General features: G+C 66.5%; 17 protein-coding genes. 4 read left to right on the forward strand and 13 right to left on the reverse strand.

From position 1 onward, the window contains the following. Positions 1-109: 109 nt before the first annotated feature. The 3 genes from ACZ1DY_RS12385 to ACZ1DY_RS12395 form a co-directional block, all read right to left on the reverse strand. Positions 110-724: a TetR/AcrR family transcriptional regulator gene (locus ACZ1DY_RS12385; protein WP_465484407.1), complete on the reverse strand. Its 615-nt coding sequence runs from the start codon at positions 722-724 to the stop codon at positions 110-112. 85 nt (positions 725-809) lie between these two features. Then, positions 810-2,330 carry an MFS transporter gene (locus ACZ1DY_RS12390; RefSeq protein ID WP_465484408.1) on the reverse strand — a complete coding sequence of 507 codons (1,521 nt, stop codon included), beginning with the start codon at positions 2,328-2,330 and terminating at the stop codon, positions 810-812. 70 nt (positions 2,331-2,400) lie between these two features. Next, a complete protein-coding gene (locus ACZ1DY_RS12395; protein WP_465484409.1) occupies positions 2,401-2,886 on the reverse strand; it encodes a DUF6653 family protein in 486 nt (161 codons plus the stop codon). Positions 2,887-3,200: 314 nt separating this feature from the next. Between ACZ1DY_RS12395 and ACZ1DY_RS12400 the strand changes: the two genes are divergently transcribed. Further along, complete coding sequence (locus tag ACZ1DY_RS12400; RefSeq protein ID WP_465484410.1) at positions 3,201-3,377, forward strand: hypothetical protein; 177 nt, start codon at positions 3,201-3,203, stop codon at positions 3,375-3,377. A gap of 147 nt (positions 3,378-3,524) precedes the next feature. On the opposite strand, the gene ACZ1DY_RS12405 is transcribed toward ACZ1DY_RS12400, so the two are convergent. From ACZ1DY_RS12405 to ACZ1DY_RS12420, 4 genes are all read right to left on the reverse strand, one after another. After that, entirely contained in the window at positions 3,525-4,202 is a 678-nt protein-coding gene (locus ACZ1DY_RS12405; protein ID WP_465484411.1) for a response regulator, read from the reverse strand. After that, positions 4,199-6,739, reverse strand: coding sequence for a sensor histidine kinase (locus tag ACZ1DY_RS12410; RefSeq protein WP_465484412.1), 2,541 nt, complete (start codon positions 6,737-6,739; stop codon positions 4,199-4,201). The genes ACZ1DY_RS12405 and ACZ1DY_RS12410 overlap by 4 nt, the downstream gene beginning before the upstream one ends. A gap of 75 nt (positions 6,740-6,814) precedes the next feature. Next, positions 6,815-7,867 carry an SPFH domain-containing protein gene (locus tag ACZ1DY_RS12415; protein ID WP_465484413.1) on the reverse strand — a complete coding sequence of 351 codons (1,053 nt, stop codon included), beginning with the start codon at positions 7,865-7,867 and terminating at the stop codon, positions 6,815-6,817. A 2-nt stretch (positions 7,868-7,869) separates the two neighbouring features. Then, on the reverse strand, positions 7,870-8,301 hold the full coding sequence (locus tag ACZ1DY_RS12420; RefSeq protein WP_465484414.1) for an NfeD family protein: 432 nt from the start codon (positions 8,299-8,301) through the stop codon (positions 7,870-7,872). 259 nt (positions 8,302-8,560) lie between these two features. On the opposite strand from ACZ1DY_RS12420, the gene ACZ1DY_RS12425 reads away from it, so the two are divergent. Further along, the gene (locus ACZ1DY_RS12425) at positions 8,561-9,733 is read left to right on the forward strand and encodes a PucR family transcriptional regulator (RefSeq protein WP_465484415.1); all 1,173 of its coding nucleotides are present in this window, start codon (positions 8,561-8,563) and stop codon (positions 9,731-9,733) included. Positions 9,734-9,744: 11 nt separating this feature from the next. On the opposite strand, the gene ACZ1DY_RS12430 is transcribed toward ACZ1DY_RS12425, so the two are convergent. From ACZ1DY_RS12430 to ACZ1DY_RS12450, 5 genes are all read right to left on the reverse strand, one after another. Next, a complete protein-coding gene (locus ACZ1DY_RS12430) occupies positions 9,745-10,776 on the reverse strand; it encodes an ion channel (RefSeq protein ID WP_465484416.1) in 1,032 nt (343 codons plus the stop codon). A gap of 8 nt (positions 10,777-10,784) precedes the next feature. Then, positions 10,785-12,830, reverse strand: a complete 2,046-nt coding sequence (locus ACZ1DY_RS12435; RefSeq protein ID WP_465484417.1) for an acyltransferase family protein — start codon at positions 12,828-12,830, stop codon at positions 10,785-10,787. A gap of 96 nt (positions 12,831-12,926) precedes the next feature. Continuing rightward, complete coding sequence (locus ACZ1DY_RS12440; protein WP_465484418.1) at positions 12,927-14,219, reverse strand: ArsB/NhaD family transporter; 1,293 nt, start codon at positions 14,217-14,219, stop codon at positions 12,927-12,929. 195 nt (positions 14,220-14,414) lie between these two features. Continuing rightward, positions 14,415-15,086: a potassium channel family protein gene (locus ACZ1DY_RS12445; protein WP_465484419.1), complete on the reverse strand. Its 672-nt coding sequence runs from the start codon at positions 15,084-15,086 to the stop codon at positions 14,415-14,417. Then, positions 15,079-16,401 carry a TrkH family potassium uptake protein gene (locus tag ACZ1DY_RS12450; protein ID WP_465485644.1) on the reverse strand — a complete coding sequence of 441 codons (1,323 nt, stop codon included), beginning with the start codon at positions 16,399-16,401 and terminating at the stop codon, positions 15,079-15,081. The genes ACZ1DY_RS12445 and ACZ1DY_RS12450 overlap by 8 nt, the downstream gene beginning before the upstream one ends. A 449-nt stretch (positions 16,402-16,850) precedes the next feature. On the opposite strand from ACZ1DY_RS12450, the gene ACZ1DY_RS12455 reads away from it, so the two are divergent. After that, the gene (locus ACZ1DY_RS12455) at positions 16,851-17,180 is read left to right on the forward strand and encodes a hypothetical protein (RefSeq protein WP_465484420.1); all 330 of its coding nucleotides are present in this window, start codon (positions 16,851-16,853) and stop codon (positions 17,178-17,180) included. On the opposite strand, the gene ACZ1DY_RS12460 is transcribed toward ACZ1DY_RS12455, so the two are convergent. Next, on the reverse strand, positions 17,141-18,028 hold the full coding sequence (locus ACZ1DY_RS12460; RefSeq protein ID WP_465484421.1) for an SAM-dependent methyltransferase: 888 nt from the start codon (positions 18,026-18,028) through the stop codon (positions 17,141-17,143). The genes ACZ1DY_RS12455 and ACZ1DY_RS12460 overlap by 40 nt on opposite strands. 170 nt (positions 18,029-18,198) lie before the next feature. On the opposite strand from ACZ1DY_RS12460, the gene ACZ1DY_RS12465 reads away from it, so the two are divergent. Then, positions 18,199-19,404: a cation:proton antiporter gene (locus ACZ1DY_RS12465; RefSeq protein ID WP_465484422.1), complete on the forward strand. Its 1,206-nt coding sequence runs from the start codon at positions 18,199-18,201 to the stop codon at positions 19,402-19,404. Positions 19,405-19,413 lie beyond the last annotated feature (9 nt).

Raw genomic sequence — 19,413 nt, forward strand, 5'->3', positions numbered from 1 at the left:
TGCCGCTGGGCTGCAAGCTTCTCTTGACTGGACAGCGGGGCTCGGCCTTCCTTGGCTACCGCTGCCGGAGCTGCGTACGTGCGGGTACTCGGGCATCGGCTGCTGATGGTCAGGACCTAGTGGAGGTGAGTCCGGTGGTTACTAGGTCAATGAGCAGGTCGAGGATCTTCGGGTAGGTGGCGGAGTCGCCGAGACGGTCGGCGTAGAGCGGAACCAGCAGCACGGTTCGCAAGACTCCGATGATCACCTCTGGCGGGGCGTCGATGAGCTGGCCGTCGCGGTGCTTACCGGTGACGTAGTCGACGAGTGCGGTGGCGGGGGTGTCGCTTGCGGCCGCGGCTCGCTGCGGGTCGGCTTTGCGGGCGACGGCCGTCATTTCCTCGGGGTGGGTCATGAGGCGGCGCCATAACGGGTTGGTGGCGAGCTCGTCGAGGGTGGCGCGCAGGAACCTGCGCAGGCTGTCGCGAGTGTCGTCGGAGGCGTGCAAGGCGTTGTCGATGACCTTCTTCTTGATCGCGCCGGTTTCTCGCGTCATCAGCTCCAGGTAGAGGGCTTCTTTGGAGTCGAAGAACTGGTAGAAGCTGCTTTTCGCCATACCGGTGGAGACGACCAGTTCTTCGAGGGAGGTCTTGCGCAGGCCTTGGCGGGTGAACAGCTCATAGCCGTTGTCCAGCAGTTGCTGAGTAATACGGGCCTTCTCCTCGGTCGAGAACGCGGGCGGCATGGAAACCCTCCTGATGAACGAACGATCTGGACATATGGTCGCAGGTCGCAAGGTGCCCTGCGACCGGCGTGTCAGGTGAAGCGATTCAAGTCGTAAGGGATTCGGGCAAGTCGAGCTCATCTGTGTCTTCAGTGTCCTGTATGGACTTGGGTTTTCCTTGACGTAGCAAGGTGAAGGCGACGAAACCGGCTGCGATCGCCAGGCCGGTTCCGGTGAGCATGACGGTGGACATCGCGCCGACGAACGCGGCTTTCGCCGCGGTGACGACATAGGGGTCACCGATGGCGAGTGCGTCGGTTAGTGAGGTTCGCGCGGCGTCGGGGATGTCAGGGCCGAGGCGGTTGGGGTAGCCGGTGGCGAGCAGGCTGCCGAGTGCGGCTACGCCGAGAGCGCTACCGGTTTGAGAGATGGTGCTGTTCATGGCCGAGCCCGCACCGGCGTGGTCGGGTGGTACGGCGCCCATCAGAGCGGCGACCGCGGCCGGAGTGGCCAGGCCCGCGCCCACGCCCATGATCACCATCGCGGCGGCGAGCGGGAGATAGCCGTCAGCCGGCTGGATAGCTCGCAGGAGGGCGAACCCGGTGGCGGTGACCAGCATGCCGGTGGTGACCATGGCGCGGTTGCTGAACTTCTTGCCCACTGTCGCGCCGAGCCAGTTGCACGACGCGGCGGAGACGACGAACGGCAGGAGCGCCATGCCGGCCTCGAACACGGGATAGCCGAGGACGAGTTGGACGTACTGGGTCAGTGCCAGCATCATTCCCGCCGCGGCGAACGCGAGCAGCATCACTGAAAACGTGCCGCCGGAAAAGGCTCGGTCGCGGAAGATCCGCAGGGGGAGCATCGGGTGTGGCGTGCGGAGTTCCCAGCACACGAAACCAGCCACCACGAGCAGTCCGATGATGAGCACGCCTGTGGTGCCGAAGTCGCCCCAGCCGGTGTTCTGCGCGTTGATGATCGCCCAGACGACGGACACCATCCCGGTGGTGCACAGCTGGGCGCCGATCACATCGGGTTTACGAGCCGGAGCGGTGGATTCGGGCATGAGCGCGACGGCGGCGAGGATCGCGATGGCGGCGATCGGCACGTTGATGAGGAAGACCGACCCCCAGCCGAAGTGTTCGAGCAGCAGGCCGCCGAGTGAGGGGCCGATGAGGACGCCGGCCATGGACACGCCACTCCAGGCCGCGATGGCCTTGCGGCGTTCGGACTCGTCGAACACTGTGATCAGGATGGCCATGGTGCTCGGCATGACGAGGCAGCCGCCGACGCCCATCACGGCACGCCAGATGATCAGCTGGGTGGGGCTGGTCGCGAAGGCCGCGGCCAGTGAGGCCGCCCCGAACAGGACCAACCCGATCAGCAGCAGGCGCTTTCGGCCGAACCGGTCGGACAGGCCGCCCGCGGTCAGTAACAGGCCGGCGAAGGCGAGCGTGTAGGCGCTGATGATCCACTGGATGTCGGCCGGACCGGCATCGAGATCGCGCATCAGCGCGGGAATCGCCAGGTTCAGCACCGTGTTGTCGATGGTCAGTACCAGCAGGCTCAAGCAGAGTGCGCCGAGGATCCACCAGCGGCGTGGGTGCGAGGTTCCGGGAGTGTGCATGCGTTTCTCCGCAGGGGAAGTCGACGCTCGGGCCCCGGCGGGCCCCGAGCGCGGAGGATGGGGCGGTAGGTCACTCCTGGCCGAGGCGCACGCTCTCGTCGTAGATCGCGGCGAACCGGTCGATCTGCCATAACTGACTGAGCAGGAGGAGAGCGACGCCGAAGGTCGTCGGCCACGCCTCGATGAACACCAGCCCGTAGACCAGGATCAGCGCACCGATCCCGGCCAGCCCGAGCAGTAGCCGCATCGCCGTCTTGTGCCCGGACAAGACCGACGACGTGCCCGCCGACCACAACCGCTCGCCATAGATGCCCTTCTCCGCCCACTTCGTAGGCTGATGGACGGGCTTGAACGCGCGCGGGTTCAGCCACATCCACGCGATGCCGGGCACGATGATCGCGAGGGCCCACCAGCCCAGCGTCTCCCGGAAGAAGATCGGCGCAAGGATCGGGATAAGGCCCGCCATCCGGCTCCAGACACTCCACGGGTTCGCGTGCCGCTTCCACGCCTCGTCCTTCAGTCCGAACGTCGCCGCCACGGCTTCGGTCGTCTTCATGCCAGCTCCTCAAGTCCTGGAAGACCATTCAACGCTGTGACAAAACTATAAAAACAGATTCAGCAAATGTTCACAAGGTGGTGGCGCGTGACCTAGGGCACTAGGCCTGAGGTCGAAAGGGCTCTTGCTGATCCGCTCGAAACTGACCGCGCGCGTGCTGGAAGACTAGCCAGAAATGTCGGTTTTGCCGTACTTGGTGGTGATGCGTGCCGACGACATGGCCGAGGAGTTCCCCGCCGTGGGCTTGGGCTTTCTCGTGCGGGAGGTTGCCCAGCTCATGGCCGGGCATCGACTGCCCGGCATCGTGGTCACCGATGCCGATGGTCGTCCCGCTCGGTTCTTCCTGGCCTACCTACGTCCAGGAGGATCCTTCGCTGGCCGGAGTGTTGTCCGAATCCATGGCCGACCGGGTCGCGGGCAAGCTCGGGGACGAGACCGTCCGCGACTCCTTCCAGCCAGGGTTCGGAGCTGGCCATCGTCGACCACGATGACACCTCGTCGAGGCCGCGGCGATCATGGCCGGGCTGCGCTGTCCGCTGGCAGCGGTGATGCGCGGCGGCACGCTGATCGGGCTGATCACCGCGTCCCGTCTCCTGGCGCTGACACTTGCCTCTGGCCGATTCCGAGTCCCAGGCGGGCTATGGATCGAACCGGTAGCCCATTCCCTGTGCGGTGATGAGATGCCGAGGCCGTGACGGGTCGACTTCGAGTTTATGGCGGAGCTGCGTCAGGTACTGGCGTAGGTAGTGGATCTTCGTCGTGTACGCAGGCCCCCAGACTTCGTGAAGCAGATCCTCGTGGCGCACCAGCTTTCCCTTGTCGCGCACGAGAATCGTCAGGATTCTCCATTCAGTGGGCGTCAAATGGATCTCGGAATCCCGGTCGTGCACGTACCGGGAGGCGAGGTCGATGGTCAGGGTGGACGTCGTCAGGATCGGGGGCATGGTGGTCCTGGTACTCGCCCGGCGGAGTGTCGCGCGCAGCCTCGCGAGCAGCTCGTCCATGCCGAACGGTTTGCTGACGTAGTCGTCGGCGCCGGCGTCGAGCGCCGCGATCTTGCTGTCGGGACCGGTGCGGCCGGACAGGACGATGATCGGTACGGCCGTCCGCTTGCGCAGCGTCGAGATGACGTCGGTGCCGTCGATGTCGGGCAGGCCGAGGTCGAGCATCACGGCATCCGGGCTTCCGTCTGCGGCGGCTGTGAGCGCCGCGTGCCCGTCATCGGCGGTCTGGACCTCGTAGCCGCAGGCGGAGAGGGAGATCCGCAGTGTGCTGAGGATCTGTGGCTCGTCATCGACCACGAGGATGGTGGTCATACCGGTGTCCGTGCCACGGCGGGGTGAGAGGGCAGCGAAATGACGATGGTGAGGCCGCCGCCCGGGGTGTGCTCGACGTCGATGGTGCCGCCCATCGCCTCGGTGAAACCCTTGGCGACGCTCAGCCCGAGTCCGATGCCGGTACTCGAGTTCCGATCGCCGAGCCGCTGGAACGGGGTGAACATCTTGCCCAGCGACTTCTTCGGCAGACCCTTGCCGTGGTCCACGACGCGCAGTTCGACCTGGTCGCCGTGCGCGCTGGCCCGGACCGCGATCTCGGGTTCGTCGCCGAGGTCTTGGCTCAGGCGTCTGCCATGCCGAAAGGCGTTGTCGATGACATTGGCCACGACGCGTTCCAGAAGGCCGGGATCGGCGAAGACTTCGGGGAGCCGGTCGTCCATGTCGACCTGGATGACGCGGTGATCGTCCATTCCGGACAAAGCCCTGGCGACGATCGCGTCGTAGCCGACAGGTTGCAGCAAGGGAGTGACCGACCCGGTGGCCAGCCTCGAGGAGTCCAACAGGTTCTCGACCAGATCGGCGAGGCGGTCCGCGGATTCCTCCACTGCCGTCAGCAATTCGGCCTCGTCCTCAGTGGACAGTCGAAGTCCGGTGTCCCGGAGGCTTCCCATGGCGGCCTTGATCGACGTCAGGGGAGTGCGCAGGTCATGGCCGAGCGCCGAGAGCAGGGCGGTGCGGAGTTCGGTGGCCTCGGCTCGGCGCTGGGCATCGGCGGTTTCGGCCGCCAATCGCTGTTGCCGCAATGCCATGAACGCCTGCCCCGCGGCGGCTTCGAGTACGCGCCGGTCCCCGGCCGAGAGCACCCTGCCGTGCAGTGCCAGATGGACGTCGGCCGAGATGGGGATGTCCACATCGGCGTCCTCTGGCTCATCACACGGGTTCTCGCCGACGCAGGCGGCTCGTATCCAGTTGTCGCCGCTGCGCTCCAGCATCGCCACCGACGTGAACCCGAAGTTTTCCCGCACCTTGGTCAACAACCGTTCCAGCGGATCCGGGCTGAGCACCGCGCGCGAGTAGGACGCGAGTAAGGCGGCCTCGGTGCGTGCGCGGGCACCTTGCCCGGCCAGGCGCGCGGCTCGGTCGACGACCAGGGCGACGAGCACCGCGACGACGACCATCGCGATCAGCGACACCACATTCGCCGGCGACGCGACCACAAGGCTGTGATAGGGCTCGGTGAAGAAGAAGTTGAGTAACCCTGCTCCGAGAAAGGCGGCGAACAACGACGGCCCGAGCCCGCCGACCAGTGCGACGACTACCGTGGCCACGAGGAAACCGATCAGCGCGCCTGCCATGTCGATCGCCGGCCGGGCCAGCACGCCGATCACCGTGCAAAGGGCCGGGAGCGCGACGGCCAGCCCCCATCCGGCGATCTGCCGCGAGCGCGCCAGCACGGTCCGGGCGGGTTGCCGGCGCAGTCGCCGGCGGACCTCGTCGTGGGTCACCATGTGCACGTCGATCGGCCCGGAAGCCTGGATCACCGCCGCGCCGATGCCCTCGTCGATCACTCGGGCCAGCCGCGACCGCCGGGAGGTACCCAGCACCAGTTGAGTGGCGTTCACGCCACCGGCGAAGTCCAGCAACGCGGTCGGCACGTCATCGCCGACCACCGCGTGGAAGGTCGCGCCCAGATCTTCGGTGATCTTGCGGCATTTCGTCACCGACTCCGGCGAGGCGCCGGCGAGGCCGTCACCGCGCAGGACATGCACGACGAGCAGATCAGCGCCCGCCCGTACCGCGATTCGCCTGGCCCGGCGGATCAGAGCTTCGCTCTCCGGTCCGCCGGTGATCGCCGCGACCACTCGTTCGCGGGCCTCCCAGGTGTCGGTGATCGCTTGCTCGGCGCGATACTTCTGCAGTGCGACGTCGACCTGATCGGCCACCCACAACAGCGCCAGCTCGCGCAGCGCGGTGAGATTGCCGACGCGGAAGTAATTGGACAGCGCGGCATCGACCTTGGGCGCGGCGTAGACGTTGCCGTGGGCGAGTCGCCTGCGCAGTGCCTCCGGCGTGATGTCGACCAGTTCGACTTGTTCGGCGCGGCGTACCACCTCGTCCGGAACGGTCTCGCGCTGTTCGACGCCGGTGATGCGCAGGACGACGTCGTTGAGGGACTCCAGGTGCTGCACGTTCACCGTGGACAACACGTCGATCCCGGATTTCAGCAGCCGCTCCACGTCCTGCCACCGTTTGGCGTTGGGCGACCCGGGCACGTTCGTATGGGCGAGTTCGTCCACTACCACGACTTCGGGGCACCGAGCCAGAATGGCGTCAACGTCCATCTCGGTGAACTCGACACCCCGGTGTTCGATTCGCCCGCGGGGCAACACTTCCAGGCCGTCGAGCAGTTCCCTGGTCTTCGGCCGGTCGTGGGTCTCGACGAACCCGACGACCACATCGGTGCCCCGCTGCAAGCGACGGCGAGCCTCGCCCAGCATGGCGTAGGTCTTGCCGACGCCGGGGGCGGCGCCGAGGTAGATGCGCAGTTCACCCCGTCTGGCTTTTTCCACGGGCATCAGTTTGCCTTGCTCGGTGCCATCAGGACATGACTCGGCCACGCCGAGGGATCGTGTCGACACGATGCTTCCCGGTCAGGCGGGACGTGGTGCTTCGCCGGAGTGGTTCACGCCTGCCGAAGGGGTACCGACGGGCTCGGACGCCTCGGTCGCCGCCTGGGCCGCGGCTTCCGCGGCGCGGGCCGCATCGAGGGTGGCGTCTTCGGCCACGGAGTCGGTCGGTGCGGTGGCGCGCGTGGCGGGCGACTTCGGCAACGCCTCGGAGAAGGCGGTGGACACACTTTGCAGTGCCGAGGTGACTTCGCTGGGAATGACCCAGAAGGTGTTGCCCGGTCCCTTCGCGAGTTCCGGAAGCATTTGCAGATATTGGTAGGCGAGGAGTTTGGGGTCGGGGTCGTTGCGGTGGACGGCCTGGAAGACCTGATCGATGGCTCGGGACTGGCCCTCGGCTTTCAGGATGTCCGCCGCACGGTTGCCTTCGGCACGCAGGACCGCGGCCTGCTTGTCGCCTTCGGCGGTGAGGATCTGGGACTGCCGCTGACCTTCGGCGCTCAGGATGGCGGCACGCTTGTCCCGTTCCGCGCGCATCTGCTTCTCCATCGCCTCCTTGATCGTGTTCGGCGGGTCGATCGCCTTGATCTCGACCCGGTTGACCCGCAGGCCCCACTTCCCGGTCGCTTCGTCCAGGACACCGCGAAGCTGGCTGTTGATCGTGTCGCGCGAGGTGAGTGTCTTTTCGAGGTCCATCGAGCCGACGACGTTGCGCAGGGTGGTGACGGTGAGCTGTTCGACCGCCTGGAGGAAGCTGGCGATCTCGTAGGCGGCGGCGCGTGGATCGGTGACCTGGAAGTAGAGCACGGTGTCGATCTCGACGACGAGGTTGTCTTCGGTGATGACGGGTTGGGGTTGGAACGAGACGACTTGCTCGCGGAGGTCGATGGCCGGGTAGACCCGGTCGATGTAGGGAATCACGAAGTTGAGACCGGGCTGCAGTGTGCGGTTGTAGCGGCCGAGCCGTTCCACGTTCCGGGCGCGGGCCTGCGGCACGATCCGGACGGCACGCAGTACGGTGATGACGGCGAAGAGCGCGAGGATGACGGCGACGACGAGCATGGCGGAGATTTCCATCGTTACTCCCGGGGATAGACGAGCGCTGTGCTGCCGCGGATCTCCATGACGTCGACGACCGCCCCACGAGGAATCACGAGGGTGTCGTCGTAGGCGCGGGCGGTCCATTCCTCGCCGCCGATGCGCACTAGTCCTTCCATGCCGGTCACCTCGCGCACGACGTACGCGGGCTTGCCGATGAGCGCGTCCACGCCGAATCTCTCCAGCTGTGGCCGGAGCATGTGCCGCTGGACCGCGGGACGCAGCAGGAGCAGGCCGACGGTGGCGGTGACGGCGAAGACGAGCAGCTGCAGCGACGGCGGCAAACCCAAGGTCGCGGTGCCTGCCGTGATCAGCGCGGCGCCGCCGAGCAGGCCGAGAGCCGCCGTGAGGGTGAAGATCTCGGCGATACCGAGCACCGCCGCGAGGATCAGCCAGATCTGCCAGTCGATCATGCCGGGCCTCCCGAACTGTTCCCTTTATCCTGTTCGGCCCGGCACCCGCGCGGCTAGGCTTGCGCCCGGCGATATTCCTTCCTCTCTGATTGCCGGAACCCGGCAAGTGGTGGCAATCGTCGTCCGGTTGTGAAACCGTGATACACGGGGTCGGAGCTGGTTGCACGTGGCCTCACCCACGGACTCGCGCGAACGGCGACCTGGATTCGGTATTGCCGGATCCAGGCAAGGTGCCGGGCAGAACCTGGAACGGACTGCGATGACCGGAAGCGAACACCGAGAACTCGACGTCGCCGCACTCGCCGAACGCGCGGCCCAGGACGCGGGCGGCGTGCCGTCGGCATTCCTCGGCGGATACCTCGAGATGCTTGAGGGAGTCAGCGGCACCGGACGCAGGCTGACGCGTGCCGAGCTCGACTCCCGGCGTGCGCTCGGCGCGGGTGCCGCCGAACAGAGCGTGCCGCTGCGAGCGCTGGTCGACCTTTATCTCAGCGCGAACTGGCTGTCCTGGCGAGAGCTCCCGGCGGTCGCGGCGGCGAGCGGCAAGGAACAGGTCAGCGCGATCGCCGAAGCGGTTCTGCGCGCCGCGGACGACGCCATCGTGGCGCTCGCCGATGGCTACGACGGCGCACAACGGCTGGTCATGCGGAAGGAGGGCGCGGAGCGGCGGGAATTCATCGACGACCTGCTCTACGGCCGCAGCGATCTGGGAAGGCTGGCCGAGCGGGCCGAGCGGTTCGGCCTGCGCCTCGCGGCCAGTTACGTCGTGGCGGCCGCGCGCGCGAATCAGGCCTTCACCGACAGCGACAGCACGACCCGCCGCATCGAGGCCGCGCTGGCCGGCCGGTTCGACTCCCGCGACGTCCTGGTCACGACCAAGGACGGACTGCTCCTGTGCGTCGTCCCAGGCGCCCGGGCGGACGTCATTTCGGAGTTCTCCCGCCATGTCGAAAACATGCTGCCGACCGGCCAGCGTGCCCAGGTCGGCGTCGGCCGGGGCCATGCGGGCCCCACCGGGATCCTGCGGTCCTATGAGGAGGCCCGGGGAGCGTTGGAACTGGCGACCTCTCTCGGTCTCACGGCTTCCGTCCTCGACGCGAGCGACCTGCTGGTGTATCAGGTGTTGTTCCGGGACAGGTCCGCGATCATCGAGCTGGTGGAACATGTCCTGGGGCCGTTGGACCGCACACGCGGGGGCGCGCGGCCTTTGCTCGAGACACTCTCGGCTTATTTCGCGACGGGTGGAGTGACCGCTGAGACGGCTCGCGTGTTGTTCCTGAGCGTCCGGGCCGTCAGCTATCGACTCGACCGGGTCAAGGAACGCACCGGATACGACCCGCGGGATTCCGCACAGCGGTTCACTCTGGAAGCCGCGGTGCTCGGTGCGCGGCTGCTGGACTGGCCCGCCCGCGCGCTGCCGCCGGCGGACTGACACCGTTCGGTTCAGCTGTCGTGCACGGAGCGAACTATCTGGTCGAGCGGGATTCTCCGTGCGCTGATGTAGTACACGACGGTTCCCGGCCGCAACGGGGTGTTCCATGGAGGGCTGATCAAGAGCCGCCCATCGGCCCGTGCCGCCAGGAGGGTGGCGGCATGATCGCGTCCGAGCGCGGTTTGGCACGTGCCGAACGACACCGGACCCACTGATTCCGGGAGCCGCGCGGAATAGGTGTTGCCTCCACCGTGGGTCATCAGCTCGGCGTACACCTGAGTGATTCCCGGCGTCAGGACCTCATCGGTGATCATGTGCGGGCTGTGCCACTGTACACAATGGACATCACCGTTGACATAGCTCAAAGTGTTCGCCCGGCTCAGGTCGCGCAGTGCGACCACAAGGTGGACCGAGGGGGCCAGATGATCGACGGTCACCGAGATCGCGAGCGCTTCGTTGTCGTCGCGGGCGTCGACGAGGACGGCTTGGGCATGCTGGACGCGAGCTCGGGTGAGTGCGTCGTCCTGGGTGAGGTCACCGCGCACGAAACCGATGTCGCGGTCGGGGACCGGGTGCGTTTCGACGTCGCCCCAGGCGCACAGCGCGACCTGCCGCCCGCCTTCCGCGAGCAGGTCGTCGAGGATGCGTTCGGTTCGCCCGGGGGTGTAGCCCAGAACCACGATGTGGTCTGAGAGATCCAGGGTGACTGCTCCCAGCATGCGTCGTCCTTTCGCCTTCTCGATCATCGCGGCCAGTTTGGCGAACAGCGCGGTGAAGGTGGCGATGCCGCCGACGATCACATACACGCCGATGATTCGCCCGCCAAGGGAAAGCGGGTAGAGGTCTCCGTATCCGACCGTGGCGGCCGTGACGACGAACCACCACCAGTAGTTCGCCGGATGGGTGATTTCACTGCCCGCGGGCTCGGCCAAGGCCATGAGCGGCCAGCTCGTCACGAAGACGAACACGATCACCGCGAGCGGCGCCGTCCACGTGCGCATGAGCGCGAACCGGCGAAGCAGGCGGAACAGGAAGATCGGCATGGGTGACCTCACCAGCCGAGCGCGGCGACGACGCCGCGCTCGAGGATGGGGGACAGGGTGGTCATGAACGTGGCCGTCACGTGGTTGCCGTCCATGTAGACGAGCACGTTGCCGACGACCGGACGGCAGAGGCGTCGTCCGCAGAAATAGTCGCTGAAATCGAGGAATGTGACGTTCGTGGGGACGTCGGTGGCCTTCTCGTACGGCGGAACGGCCGCCAGGAACTTCTCACGTGGGACGCTGCACTCGTCGGCTTTCGCACCGTGCGCGTCCACGCAAGCGGGTGGAGAGAAGCCGAATCGAGGATTGTCGCGGACCGCGATGACCTTGATGCCCGCCTTGTCGAGGTTCTTCCATTGGTCGACGAAGCCTTGAGGTGTCTGCTCGGTGAGCCCCGCACGCACGTCACGGCTGGCCAAGGTGAACACCACATCCGGCCGCATCGTGATGATCTCCTTGGCTGCGGCGTCGTTCCAGTCGAGGCACCCCTTGTCGCCCGGCATGGCGTCCGAGGTGGTGGAGAACGGGCAGGCGCCCTTGAGCATGAACGTGATCTCGTAGTCGTTCTTCTCCGCGATGGGTTTCAGCGCGGAAAGATACTGCTGGATATGGGAATCCCCGACGACCACGATCCGCTTCGCCGGAGAGTCCGTGTGCCGGCTCGTGCAGATTTCCAGCCCCGCGTCCAGAGCTGACTTGACGCAACGCGCGTCGCCGATACCGCCCCAGTCGTTCGGTACGGCGATGAGCGGCGGCACCACCTCGGACGTCTGTGCGGGATGACCGGTACCGCGGGCGAGCGCTCCGGGGTGGTCCGCGTCATCGAGGGAGATGGTGAAGTCCGCCTTCTTCAGCGACACGACCTGCCAGGTCGCGGCAACCAGAATGACAGGGAGCAGCGCGAGGACGCCGAATCGGTAGGCGCCCCATTTCGTGCGGGTGCCCACCGGCGAGAGCCGGACCGGGTTCTCGACGAAGTTATAGGTCAGGACCGCCAGCACGACGGACACTCCGATCACCACGAGGCCGCCGAGCCAGCCGACCTCTTCGCGTTTGCGCGCGACCAGGTAGAAGATGAGAACCGGCCAGTGCCACAGGTACAAGGCATAACTGATGTTGCCGAGGTATTCGAACGGGCGGGAACTCAGGACCCGGTCGGCACCCGCGCCGCTGCCGGGCGCACCGGCGACGATCACCAGAACGGCCGCCACGGTCGGCCACAGCGCGGCGTACCCCGGGAACACGCTCTCGACCTCGAGTACGAGGCCGCAGGAGATCAGCGCGACGACGCCCAACCAGCCCAGGAGGATGCGGACCGCACGGGGCAGCCGCAGGACATCGATGCCCAAGGCCACCAACCCACCCAACGCGAATTCCCAGGCACGGGCGAGCGAATGGAAGTACGCGTAGGGCTGGTCGGCCATGGTCAGCATCACCGAGAAGGTGAGCGATCCCAGGAAGACAACGGTCAGCGTCACGAGAAGTGCGGGCCGCAGCGAGCCGCGAAGCCGGACCGCGACCAGCGCGACCACGGCCACGAGCAGCGGCCACACCACGTAGAACTGGCCTTGGATCGACAGCGACCAGTAGTGCTGTACGACGCTGGCGGTGTTGTTCTGGGCGAAGTAGTCGACCGAATCGGCGGCCAGCCGCCAGTTCTCGAGGTAGAACGCGGAGGCGAAGACTTCCTTGATCGTCTGAAACCAGCGATCCTGGGGTAGCAGCAGGATCGACATCCCGACGACCACCAGCAGCACGGTCAGCGCGGCCGGGAACAGCCGTTTGATCATCCGTCCCCAGAGCGGCCGGAACTCTATCCGGCCGCGCCCGGCGGCGCGGAAAAGCTGGCCGGTGATCAGGAAACCCGAGATCAGGAAGAAGACGTCGACGCCGCCGGACACTCTCCCCAGCCAGACGTGGTAAATGACCACGAGAGCGGCTGCGAGCCCGCGCAGGCCCTGCAGTTCCGGACGGTATCGGCGGAGAGCCGGCTTCTCGGCGGACGACGGCTCGGAGCGGCGCTGCTCGTCGGTTTCGGTGGGGACTTGGGTCACTGTCAATCCTTGGCGATGCCGGGGTGGGATCCCGGGTGTGCAGGTCCGTTCGTGTGTCCTTCGGCGTGGGGCGTAGGAATGGGGGTGTCAGGTTGCTCAGGCGAGTACGAAGTACCGCAGCCACAGGTAGGGCGCGGCGACCGCGACGGTGATCAGCGTGACGACCGCCCCCTTGCGGGTGAACTCCCAGAAGGAGATGGGGCTGCCGGCGCGGGCGGCGATGCCGAGGACGACGACATTGGCGCTGGCGCCGATGGCGGTCATGTTGCCGCCGAAGTCCGCGCCGAGCGCGAGAGACCACCACAGCGCTTCGGAGCGAGCGGGGTCGGGGATGTCGGCGGTGAGCGCGAGCACGAGCGGACTCATCGTGGCGACGTAAGGAATGTTGTCGATGAACCCGGACAACAAGGCCGAGACGACGAGGATGAGCATCACCGCCAGAAGCGCGTTGCCGCCAGTGGCGTCGGCGGCGAGCTTCGCGAGGTCTTCGATGACGCCGGTCTTCACGAGCGCGCCGATCATGATGAACAGCCCGGCGAAGAACAGCAGGGTTTCCCATTCGACGCTGGCGAGGTAGTCGCTGGTCTTCACCTTGGAGATCAGGACGAGCACACCCGCGCCGAGCAGGGCCACGACCGAGGGCTCGATGTGGAACAGCGAATGGCCGATGAACGCGGTGAACACGGCGAGGAGCACCACGCCGCACTTGATCAGCAGGCGTTTGTCGTGGATGGCTTCGCGTTCGTTGAGCGCCATGACGTCGGCGACGCGGGCCGGGTCGACAGTGAACGAGCCGCGGAAGAGCCGGGGCAGCACCAGGGTGAACACGAGCAGCTCGATGGCGACGATCGGGGCCATGTTGACCAGGAAGTCGTTGAAGGTCAGGCCGGCGCGGCTGCCGATGATGATGTTGGGCGGGTCCCCGATCAGGGTGGCGGCGCCGCCGATGTTCGAGGCGAGGACCTCGGCGATGAGGAACGGGACCGGCTTGACGTCGAGGCGATCACAGACCAGCAGCGTCACCGGCGCCATCAGCAGGACGGTGGTGACGTTGTCGAGGAACGCCGACGCGACCGCGGTGATGAGGACCAAGAGGATCATCACACGCAGGGGTGACCCCTTGGCGCGTTTCGCGGCCCAGATCGCGGTGAACTCGAAGACACCGGTCTTCCGGAGCACCCCGACGATGATCATCATGCCGAGCAGCAGGAAGACGACGTCCCAGTCGACGCCGGTCTCGTGGGAGTAGAACGCGTCCTCGGCTCCGACCACGCCGAGCGCGAGCACGATCCCAGCCCCGGCGAGCGCCGCGACCATCTTCGGGATCTTCTCGGTGGCGATGAACAGGTAGGCCACGGCGAAGACGGCGACAGCGACCACAGTGTTCATGACGGACACCGTCCCGTGCGCTCATGCGAACGCACGTCACCCGGTAGCCGCACCAGTGCTCCTGCCGTCGTCTGTGTGGCCCAGTCCCGGAGGGAGCGGGCTTGCCGACCAGACTTCCCGGCGCACCTCGCGTAAAGATGCCGTAAGAGGAGCGGTGGGGCAAACTCGGGGGCTCGAGTGTGACGCCGATCGCAGTCAGGTCAGGTCGGCGAAAGCTTCGGCCTCGGCGGTTCTGCCTGCGACGATCAGGATGTCCCCGCGCCGGATCACGGTGTCGGCGGTGGCGTAGGTGAAGTCCTCGCCCCGGCGTTTGACACTGACCACGGTCACGCCGTACTTCGAGCGGAGCCTGCTGTCCGCCAGCGGGTGCCCGACCGCTTCCTGTGGCGCGACGGTCTTGACCATCGCGAAGCCGTCCTCGAATTCGATGTAGTCGAGCATGCGGCCGGTCACCAGGTGCGCGACCCGCTCACCCATGTCGTGCTCGGGAAGGACGACATGGTGCGCGCCGATGCGCTCCAGGATCCGGCCATGCTGGCGGCTGGTGGCCTTGGCCCAGATGTTGGGGATCGCGAAGTCGACCAGGAGCGCGGTGGTGAGAATGCTGGCTTCCAGGTCGGTTCCGATGCCGACGACGGCGTGCTGGTAGTCGGGCACGCCGAGCTGGCGAAGGGCTTCTTCGTCGGTCGTGTCGGCGACCGCGGTATGGCTCAGGTCGTCGGAGTAGCGCTGCACGAGCCGAGCGTCGGAATCGATGCCGAGCACGTCGGAACCTCTGTCGGCGAGTTCTTCCGCGAGCGAACTCCCGAAGCGGCCCAGCCCGATGACCACCACGCGCGAGATGCGCTGCTTGTCTGACTTACCCAACGATCGGACGCTCCTCTGGCAATTCGTAGCGGCGGGCCCGGTCTCGCAACGCGAGCGCGGACGCCATCGTGATCGGCCCGAGCCTGCCCAGGAACATCAACCCTACGAGCAGCAGTTGCCCGGCGCCGGGAAGGTCGGCGGTGATGCCGGTGGACATCCCGACCGTGCCGAAGGCCGAGATCACCTCGAACAGCACCTTGTCGAGGGAGAACGGGGTGATGATCAGCAGGGTCAGCGTGCCCGCCATGACCGCACCGACACCCAGCAGCGCCACGGTGAGCGCTTGCCGCTGCACCGACGCGGCCAGCCGCCTGCCGAACAGGTGCACGGTCGGTTCACCACGAACCTCGGCGAGGATGACGAAGGCCAAGAGGGCGAAGGTCGTCACCTTGATCCCGCCTGCCGTTCCCGCGCTGCCGCCGCCGATGAACATCAGCACGTCGTTGACCAGCAGCGACGCCGACTGCAGCTGGCCGACGTCGAGAGTGTTGAAGCCGGCCGTCCGCGGTGTCACCCCATGGAAGACGCCGACCAGCAGCTTGTCTCCCACGCCCATGGGGCCGAGCGTCGCGGGATTGCCCCATTCGATCGCCGTGACCGCGACGACGCCGACGAGCAGGAGAGAGCCGTACGTGACCAGGGTGATCTTCGCGTGCAGCGACCAGCGCCGCTGCCGGCCACGGAGCCTGCGTCCGAGCTCGAACAGCACGGGAAAGCCCAGGCCGCCGCCGATGACCGCGACCGTGATCGGAACGATGATCCACGGATCGTCGGCGTACCTGATCAGGCTGTCTTCGTGCAGGGCGAACCCGGCGTTGTTGAACGCCGAGATCGCGTGGAAGACCCCGTGGTAGATCGCCCGGCCGAACGGCAGCCCGTGCCCCAGCGTGAACCTCGCCGTGAGCACGATCGCGGTGACCAGCTCGAACAGGAAGCTCAGCGCGATGACGCCGATGATCACGCGTTTGACGTCGCCGAGCTTGAGGCTTTTCGTCTCCGCCTGAGCCGTGAGCTGCATCCGCAGCCCCATCCGCCGGGCCACCAGCAGTCCTAGCAGCGACGCCAGGGTCATGATCCCGAGACCGCCGGCCTGAATCAGGCCGAGCACGACGACCTCACCGAAACCGGACCAGTGACCCGCTGTATCGACCACGACCAAGCCGGTCACGCACACCGCCGAAGTAGCGGTGAACAACGCCGTCAGCGGATCGGTGGCTTCACCGCTTTCCGACGAGACCGGCAGCATCAGGAGAAACGTGCCGATCAGCGTCGCGACCAGGAAACCGAAGACCACGAGCCGGCCAGGGTGCCGGATGTCGGGTAGGAAGGACCGCAAGAGCCGCAGAGCGGTCAGCGCGGTTTCACGGCTCGTCGGCAAAGGCATCTCCCAGGTCCGGTACGTATCGTGCCGGACGCGAGCCGACACGGCCGGTCAAAACGCCAATCTTTCGTCAAGACTGCTGCACATGCCGTCAGAGACCGGCGGTGGGTGGACTACACTGGGGAAAAGTGACAGCCGTCACGTCGGCACTGGGGTGAGTGAACATGTCGCACCTTCTCGCTCCGATCGGCCTCATCCTCGCCTTCGGAGTCCTTGTCGCCCTGCTCAGGGTGATGCATCAGCGGCAGGACCGACGCTGATCTCATAAAGAGAACGTAAAAACGCGAGGTGAGGTCGTTCGCTCCGCGTCAATGAGTGTTCCGCGGGCCCCGGCCGCGCCGTACCTTGTCGTCGTCCATGGCGCCGATGAGGGAGCGAGCGACGTGCCCGACGTTGAGCCGGAACTGGTGGACCTGGTCGGGCAGCGCTTCGTCGTCGAGATCATCGATTCCCTCGTCGCCGGCTCGTGCGAACGTGCCGATCTCCGCAGGCGGCTCCACGCGCGCCGTCGCCCGTTCGCGTCAGCGCTGCGCGCGTTGGCCGCCCATGGCGCGATTCGCGGCGAGGGCACTTGGGATCATTCGTGGATCACGCCGCGCGGCACTTGCGAACTCACGGACAGCGGTCGCGCTCTGGCTCTCCGGCTTTCCCGGTTGGATGTCTGGACCGCGATCTATGAAGACTTCCTCCGTGGCACCGGCTTCTCCGCGTAGACCGAGCGTTCGATCGCCGACACCGGTATGTCGCGGCCGTGTGGACGAAGGTAGCGGGCGGTGAATTCCGCAGGTCCAACCTGCTCGGCTTCCTGCCAGCCGTATTCCGTGAGGAAGCCCGCGACCTGGTCCGGCGTCATCCCGAAGTGCCAGAGTTTCCGCTTGCGCACGAACTGGGCATAAGCCTTTTCGGCGCCATACATGGTGGTTCCGTCCAGAAAGGTCTGGCGGAGGTAGGTGAAGACCAGCCTGCTGCCGGCCCCCGCGTCGGCGATGAATTCGAAGGTGCGGCGAACGCCGTCCTCGGTGAGGTATTGGGTCACCGCCTCCCAGATGAAGAACGTCCGGAAGCCGGGAAGGAAGCCGTGCCGGGTCAGCTCTTCGCGTAGGTCTGCGGTTTCGAAGTCGACCGGCACGAGCGTGACGTTCTCGGGGACGTGGCCGAGATTCTTTTCCAGCCTCGACCGCTTGCGAGCGATGTTGGCGGGCAGATCGACTTCGAATACCGGCAGCGCGGCCAGCTGGGATAACCGGTAGGCGCGGGTGTCGAAGCCTGCGCCCAGGATGACGACCGCGTCGATGCCCGACTCGACGGCTTCGATGAGCCGGTCGTCGATGTAGCGCTTGCGGCAGAGCATGCTCGCCCACAAGCCGTGGGCCTGCTTCTCGGTCGCGGCGATCAGCAGGCGCCGCACCGGCCGGTACTTCGCCAGCGAGACGGCCAGGCGCCCGCCCGTGGGAAGGAGCCGTCGAGCCCAGGCGTCTTCGACCAGGGGCGTGGTCTCGTACTGATCTGTCGCGACGATGATCATCGGCCCGAACGCGGTCTGATCGGCTCCTGAGCTCACTGAGCGTCCCCTCTGCCTCTGGTGCGGGATCACGATTGCAGATCGGTGGCCCGGCCGATTTGCCAGTGTCCGACGTTTGCGGCATCTTTACGCGCGGAGCGCCGGGAAGCCTGGTCGGCACTTCGCCCCGGACGTCGGGGTGGAGTCACCGATTCTGGGGACGGTTTTTCATGGCACTGGTGCTCGCCTTCGGCGTGGTGCTCCTGGTCAGTGTGTCGTTGTCCGGCGTCGCCGCGCGTACGATCCTGTCGACGGCACTGTTGTTCCTGCTCGTCGGCGCGCTGATCGGGCAAGGCGGCTTCGGCCTGGTCCAGATCAATCCCGGCGATCCGCTGGTGACCGCGTTGGCCGACATCGCGTTGTTCACCGTGCTCTTCACCGACGGTCAGCGCGCCAGCCTCCCGGCGCTGAAAGAAGGCTGGAAGCTGTCCGGCCGCGCGCTGGGCCTCGGCATGCCCTTGACCATGATCGGGATCGCCGTCCCGGCCCATTTCCTGGTCGGGGTCGACTGGCCGACGGCCCTGCTGCTGGGTGCGATCCTGTCACCGACCGACCCCGTGTTCGCCGCGGCGATCGTGGGTCGGTCGGACGTGCCACTGCGGCTACGACGGCTGCTCAACGTCGAATCGGGGCTCAACGACGGCCTGGCGCTACCGTTCGTGTTGATCTTCCTCGCGACCGCGTCCCACACCACGTCGGACCTGGGCGAAGTCGGGCTCGAGCTGGTGCTCGGCCTCGTGATCGGGATCGTGATCCCGGCACTGGTCACGCTGGCGTGGCGGCTGAAGGTACTGACCGCCGAGCCTCGGCTGCAGGCGCTCGGGCCGCTCGCGATCGCGGTCATGGTCTTCGCCGCCTGCCACCTCACCCACGCGAACCCGTATCTGGCGGCCTTCGCCGCCGGCGCGACGTTGGCCACGATGGACCGGGTGGCGGCCGAACATTTCGAACCACTCGGCGACCTGCTGTCGGAGATCACCAAATTCGCCGCTCTGCTCGTGTTCGGTGCGTTGATCACGCCCGACCGGCTTTCGCATCTGACCGTCGGCGGATGGATCCTGGCGGTCGTCACGATCGTGCTGGTGCGCCCGGCCGCGATGATGCTGTCGTTGCTCCGGACACCGATGACCCGACGAGAACGTTCAGCGGCGGCCTGGTTCGGGCCCAAGGGATTCGCTTCCGTGGTCTACGGCTTGCTCGCGCTGCAGTCCGGTATCCCGGACAACGAACTGGTGTTCGACCTCGTGGCCGTCACGATCGCGCTGTCGATCGTGCTGCATTCCTCGACCGACGTGCCGGTGGCGAAAGCGCTCAGCTTCGAACCGCCGGACAACCTGCCGACAGGTCATAAAGAACGCGACAGAAGTACTGGATGAGCCCGGCGG

Source organism: Amycolatopsis sp. PSD-21 (assembly GCF_055561455.1).

Bases quoted from the DNA above. Each gene is read 5' to 3' on its own strand.
- ACZ1DY_RS12425 (WP_465484415.1), top strand. From the start codon at position 8,561: ATGACCGGAAGCGAACACCGAGAACTCGACGTCGCCGCACTCGCCGAA.
- ACZ1DY_RS12395 (WP_465484409.1), bottom strand. From the start codon at position 2,886: ATGAAGACGACCGAAGCCGTGGCGGCGACGTTCGGACTGAAGGACGAG.
- ACZ1DY_RS12410 (WP_465484412.1), bottom strand. From the start codon at position 6,739: ATGCCCGTGGAAAAAGCCAGACGGGGTGAACTGCGCATCTACCTCGGC.
- ACZ1DY_RS12440 (WP_465484418.1), bottom strand. From the start codon at position 14,219: ATGAACACTGTGGTCGCTGTCGCCGTCTTCGCCGTGGCCTACCTGTTC.
- ACZ1DY_RS12465 (WP_465484422.1), top strand. From the start codon at position 18,199: ATGGCACTGGTGCTCGCCTTCGGCGTGGTGCTCCTGGTCAGTGTGTCG.
- ACZ1DY_RS12400 (WP_465484410.1), top strand. From the start codon at position 3,201: ATGCCGATGGTCGTCCCGCTCGGTTCTTCCTGGCCTACCTACGTCCAG.
- ACZ1DY_RS12430 (WP_465484416.1), bottom strand. From the start codon at position 10,776: ATGCCGATCTTCCTGTTCCGCCTGCTTCGCCGGTTCGCGCTCATGCGC.
- ACZ1DY_RS12420 (WP_465484414.1), bottom strand. From the start codon at position 8,301: ATGATCGACTGGCAGATCTGGCTGATCCTCGCGGCGGTGCTCGGTATC.
- ACZ1DY_RS12390 (WP_465484408.1), bottom strand. From the start codon at position 2,330: ATGCACACTCCCGGAACCTCGCACCCACGCCGCTGGTGGATCCTCGGC.
- ACZ1DY_RS12415 (WP_465484413.1), bottom strand. From the start codon at position 7,867: ATGGAAATCTCCGCCATGCTCGTCGTCGCCGTCATCCTCGCGCTCTTC.
- ACZ1DY_RS12405 (WP_465484411.1), bottom strand. From the start codon at position 4,202: ATGACCACCATCCTCGTGGTCGATGACGAGCCACAGATCCTCAGCACA.
- ACZ1DY_RS12385 (WP_465484407.1), bottom strand. From the start codon at position 724: ATGCCGCCCGCGTTCTCGACCGAGGAGAAGGCCCGTATTACTCAGCAA.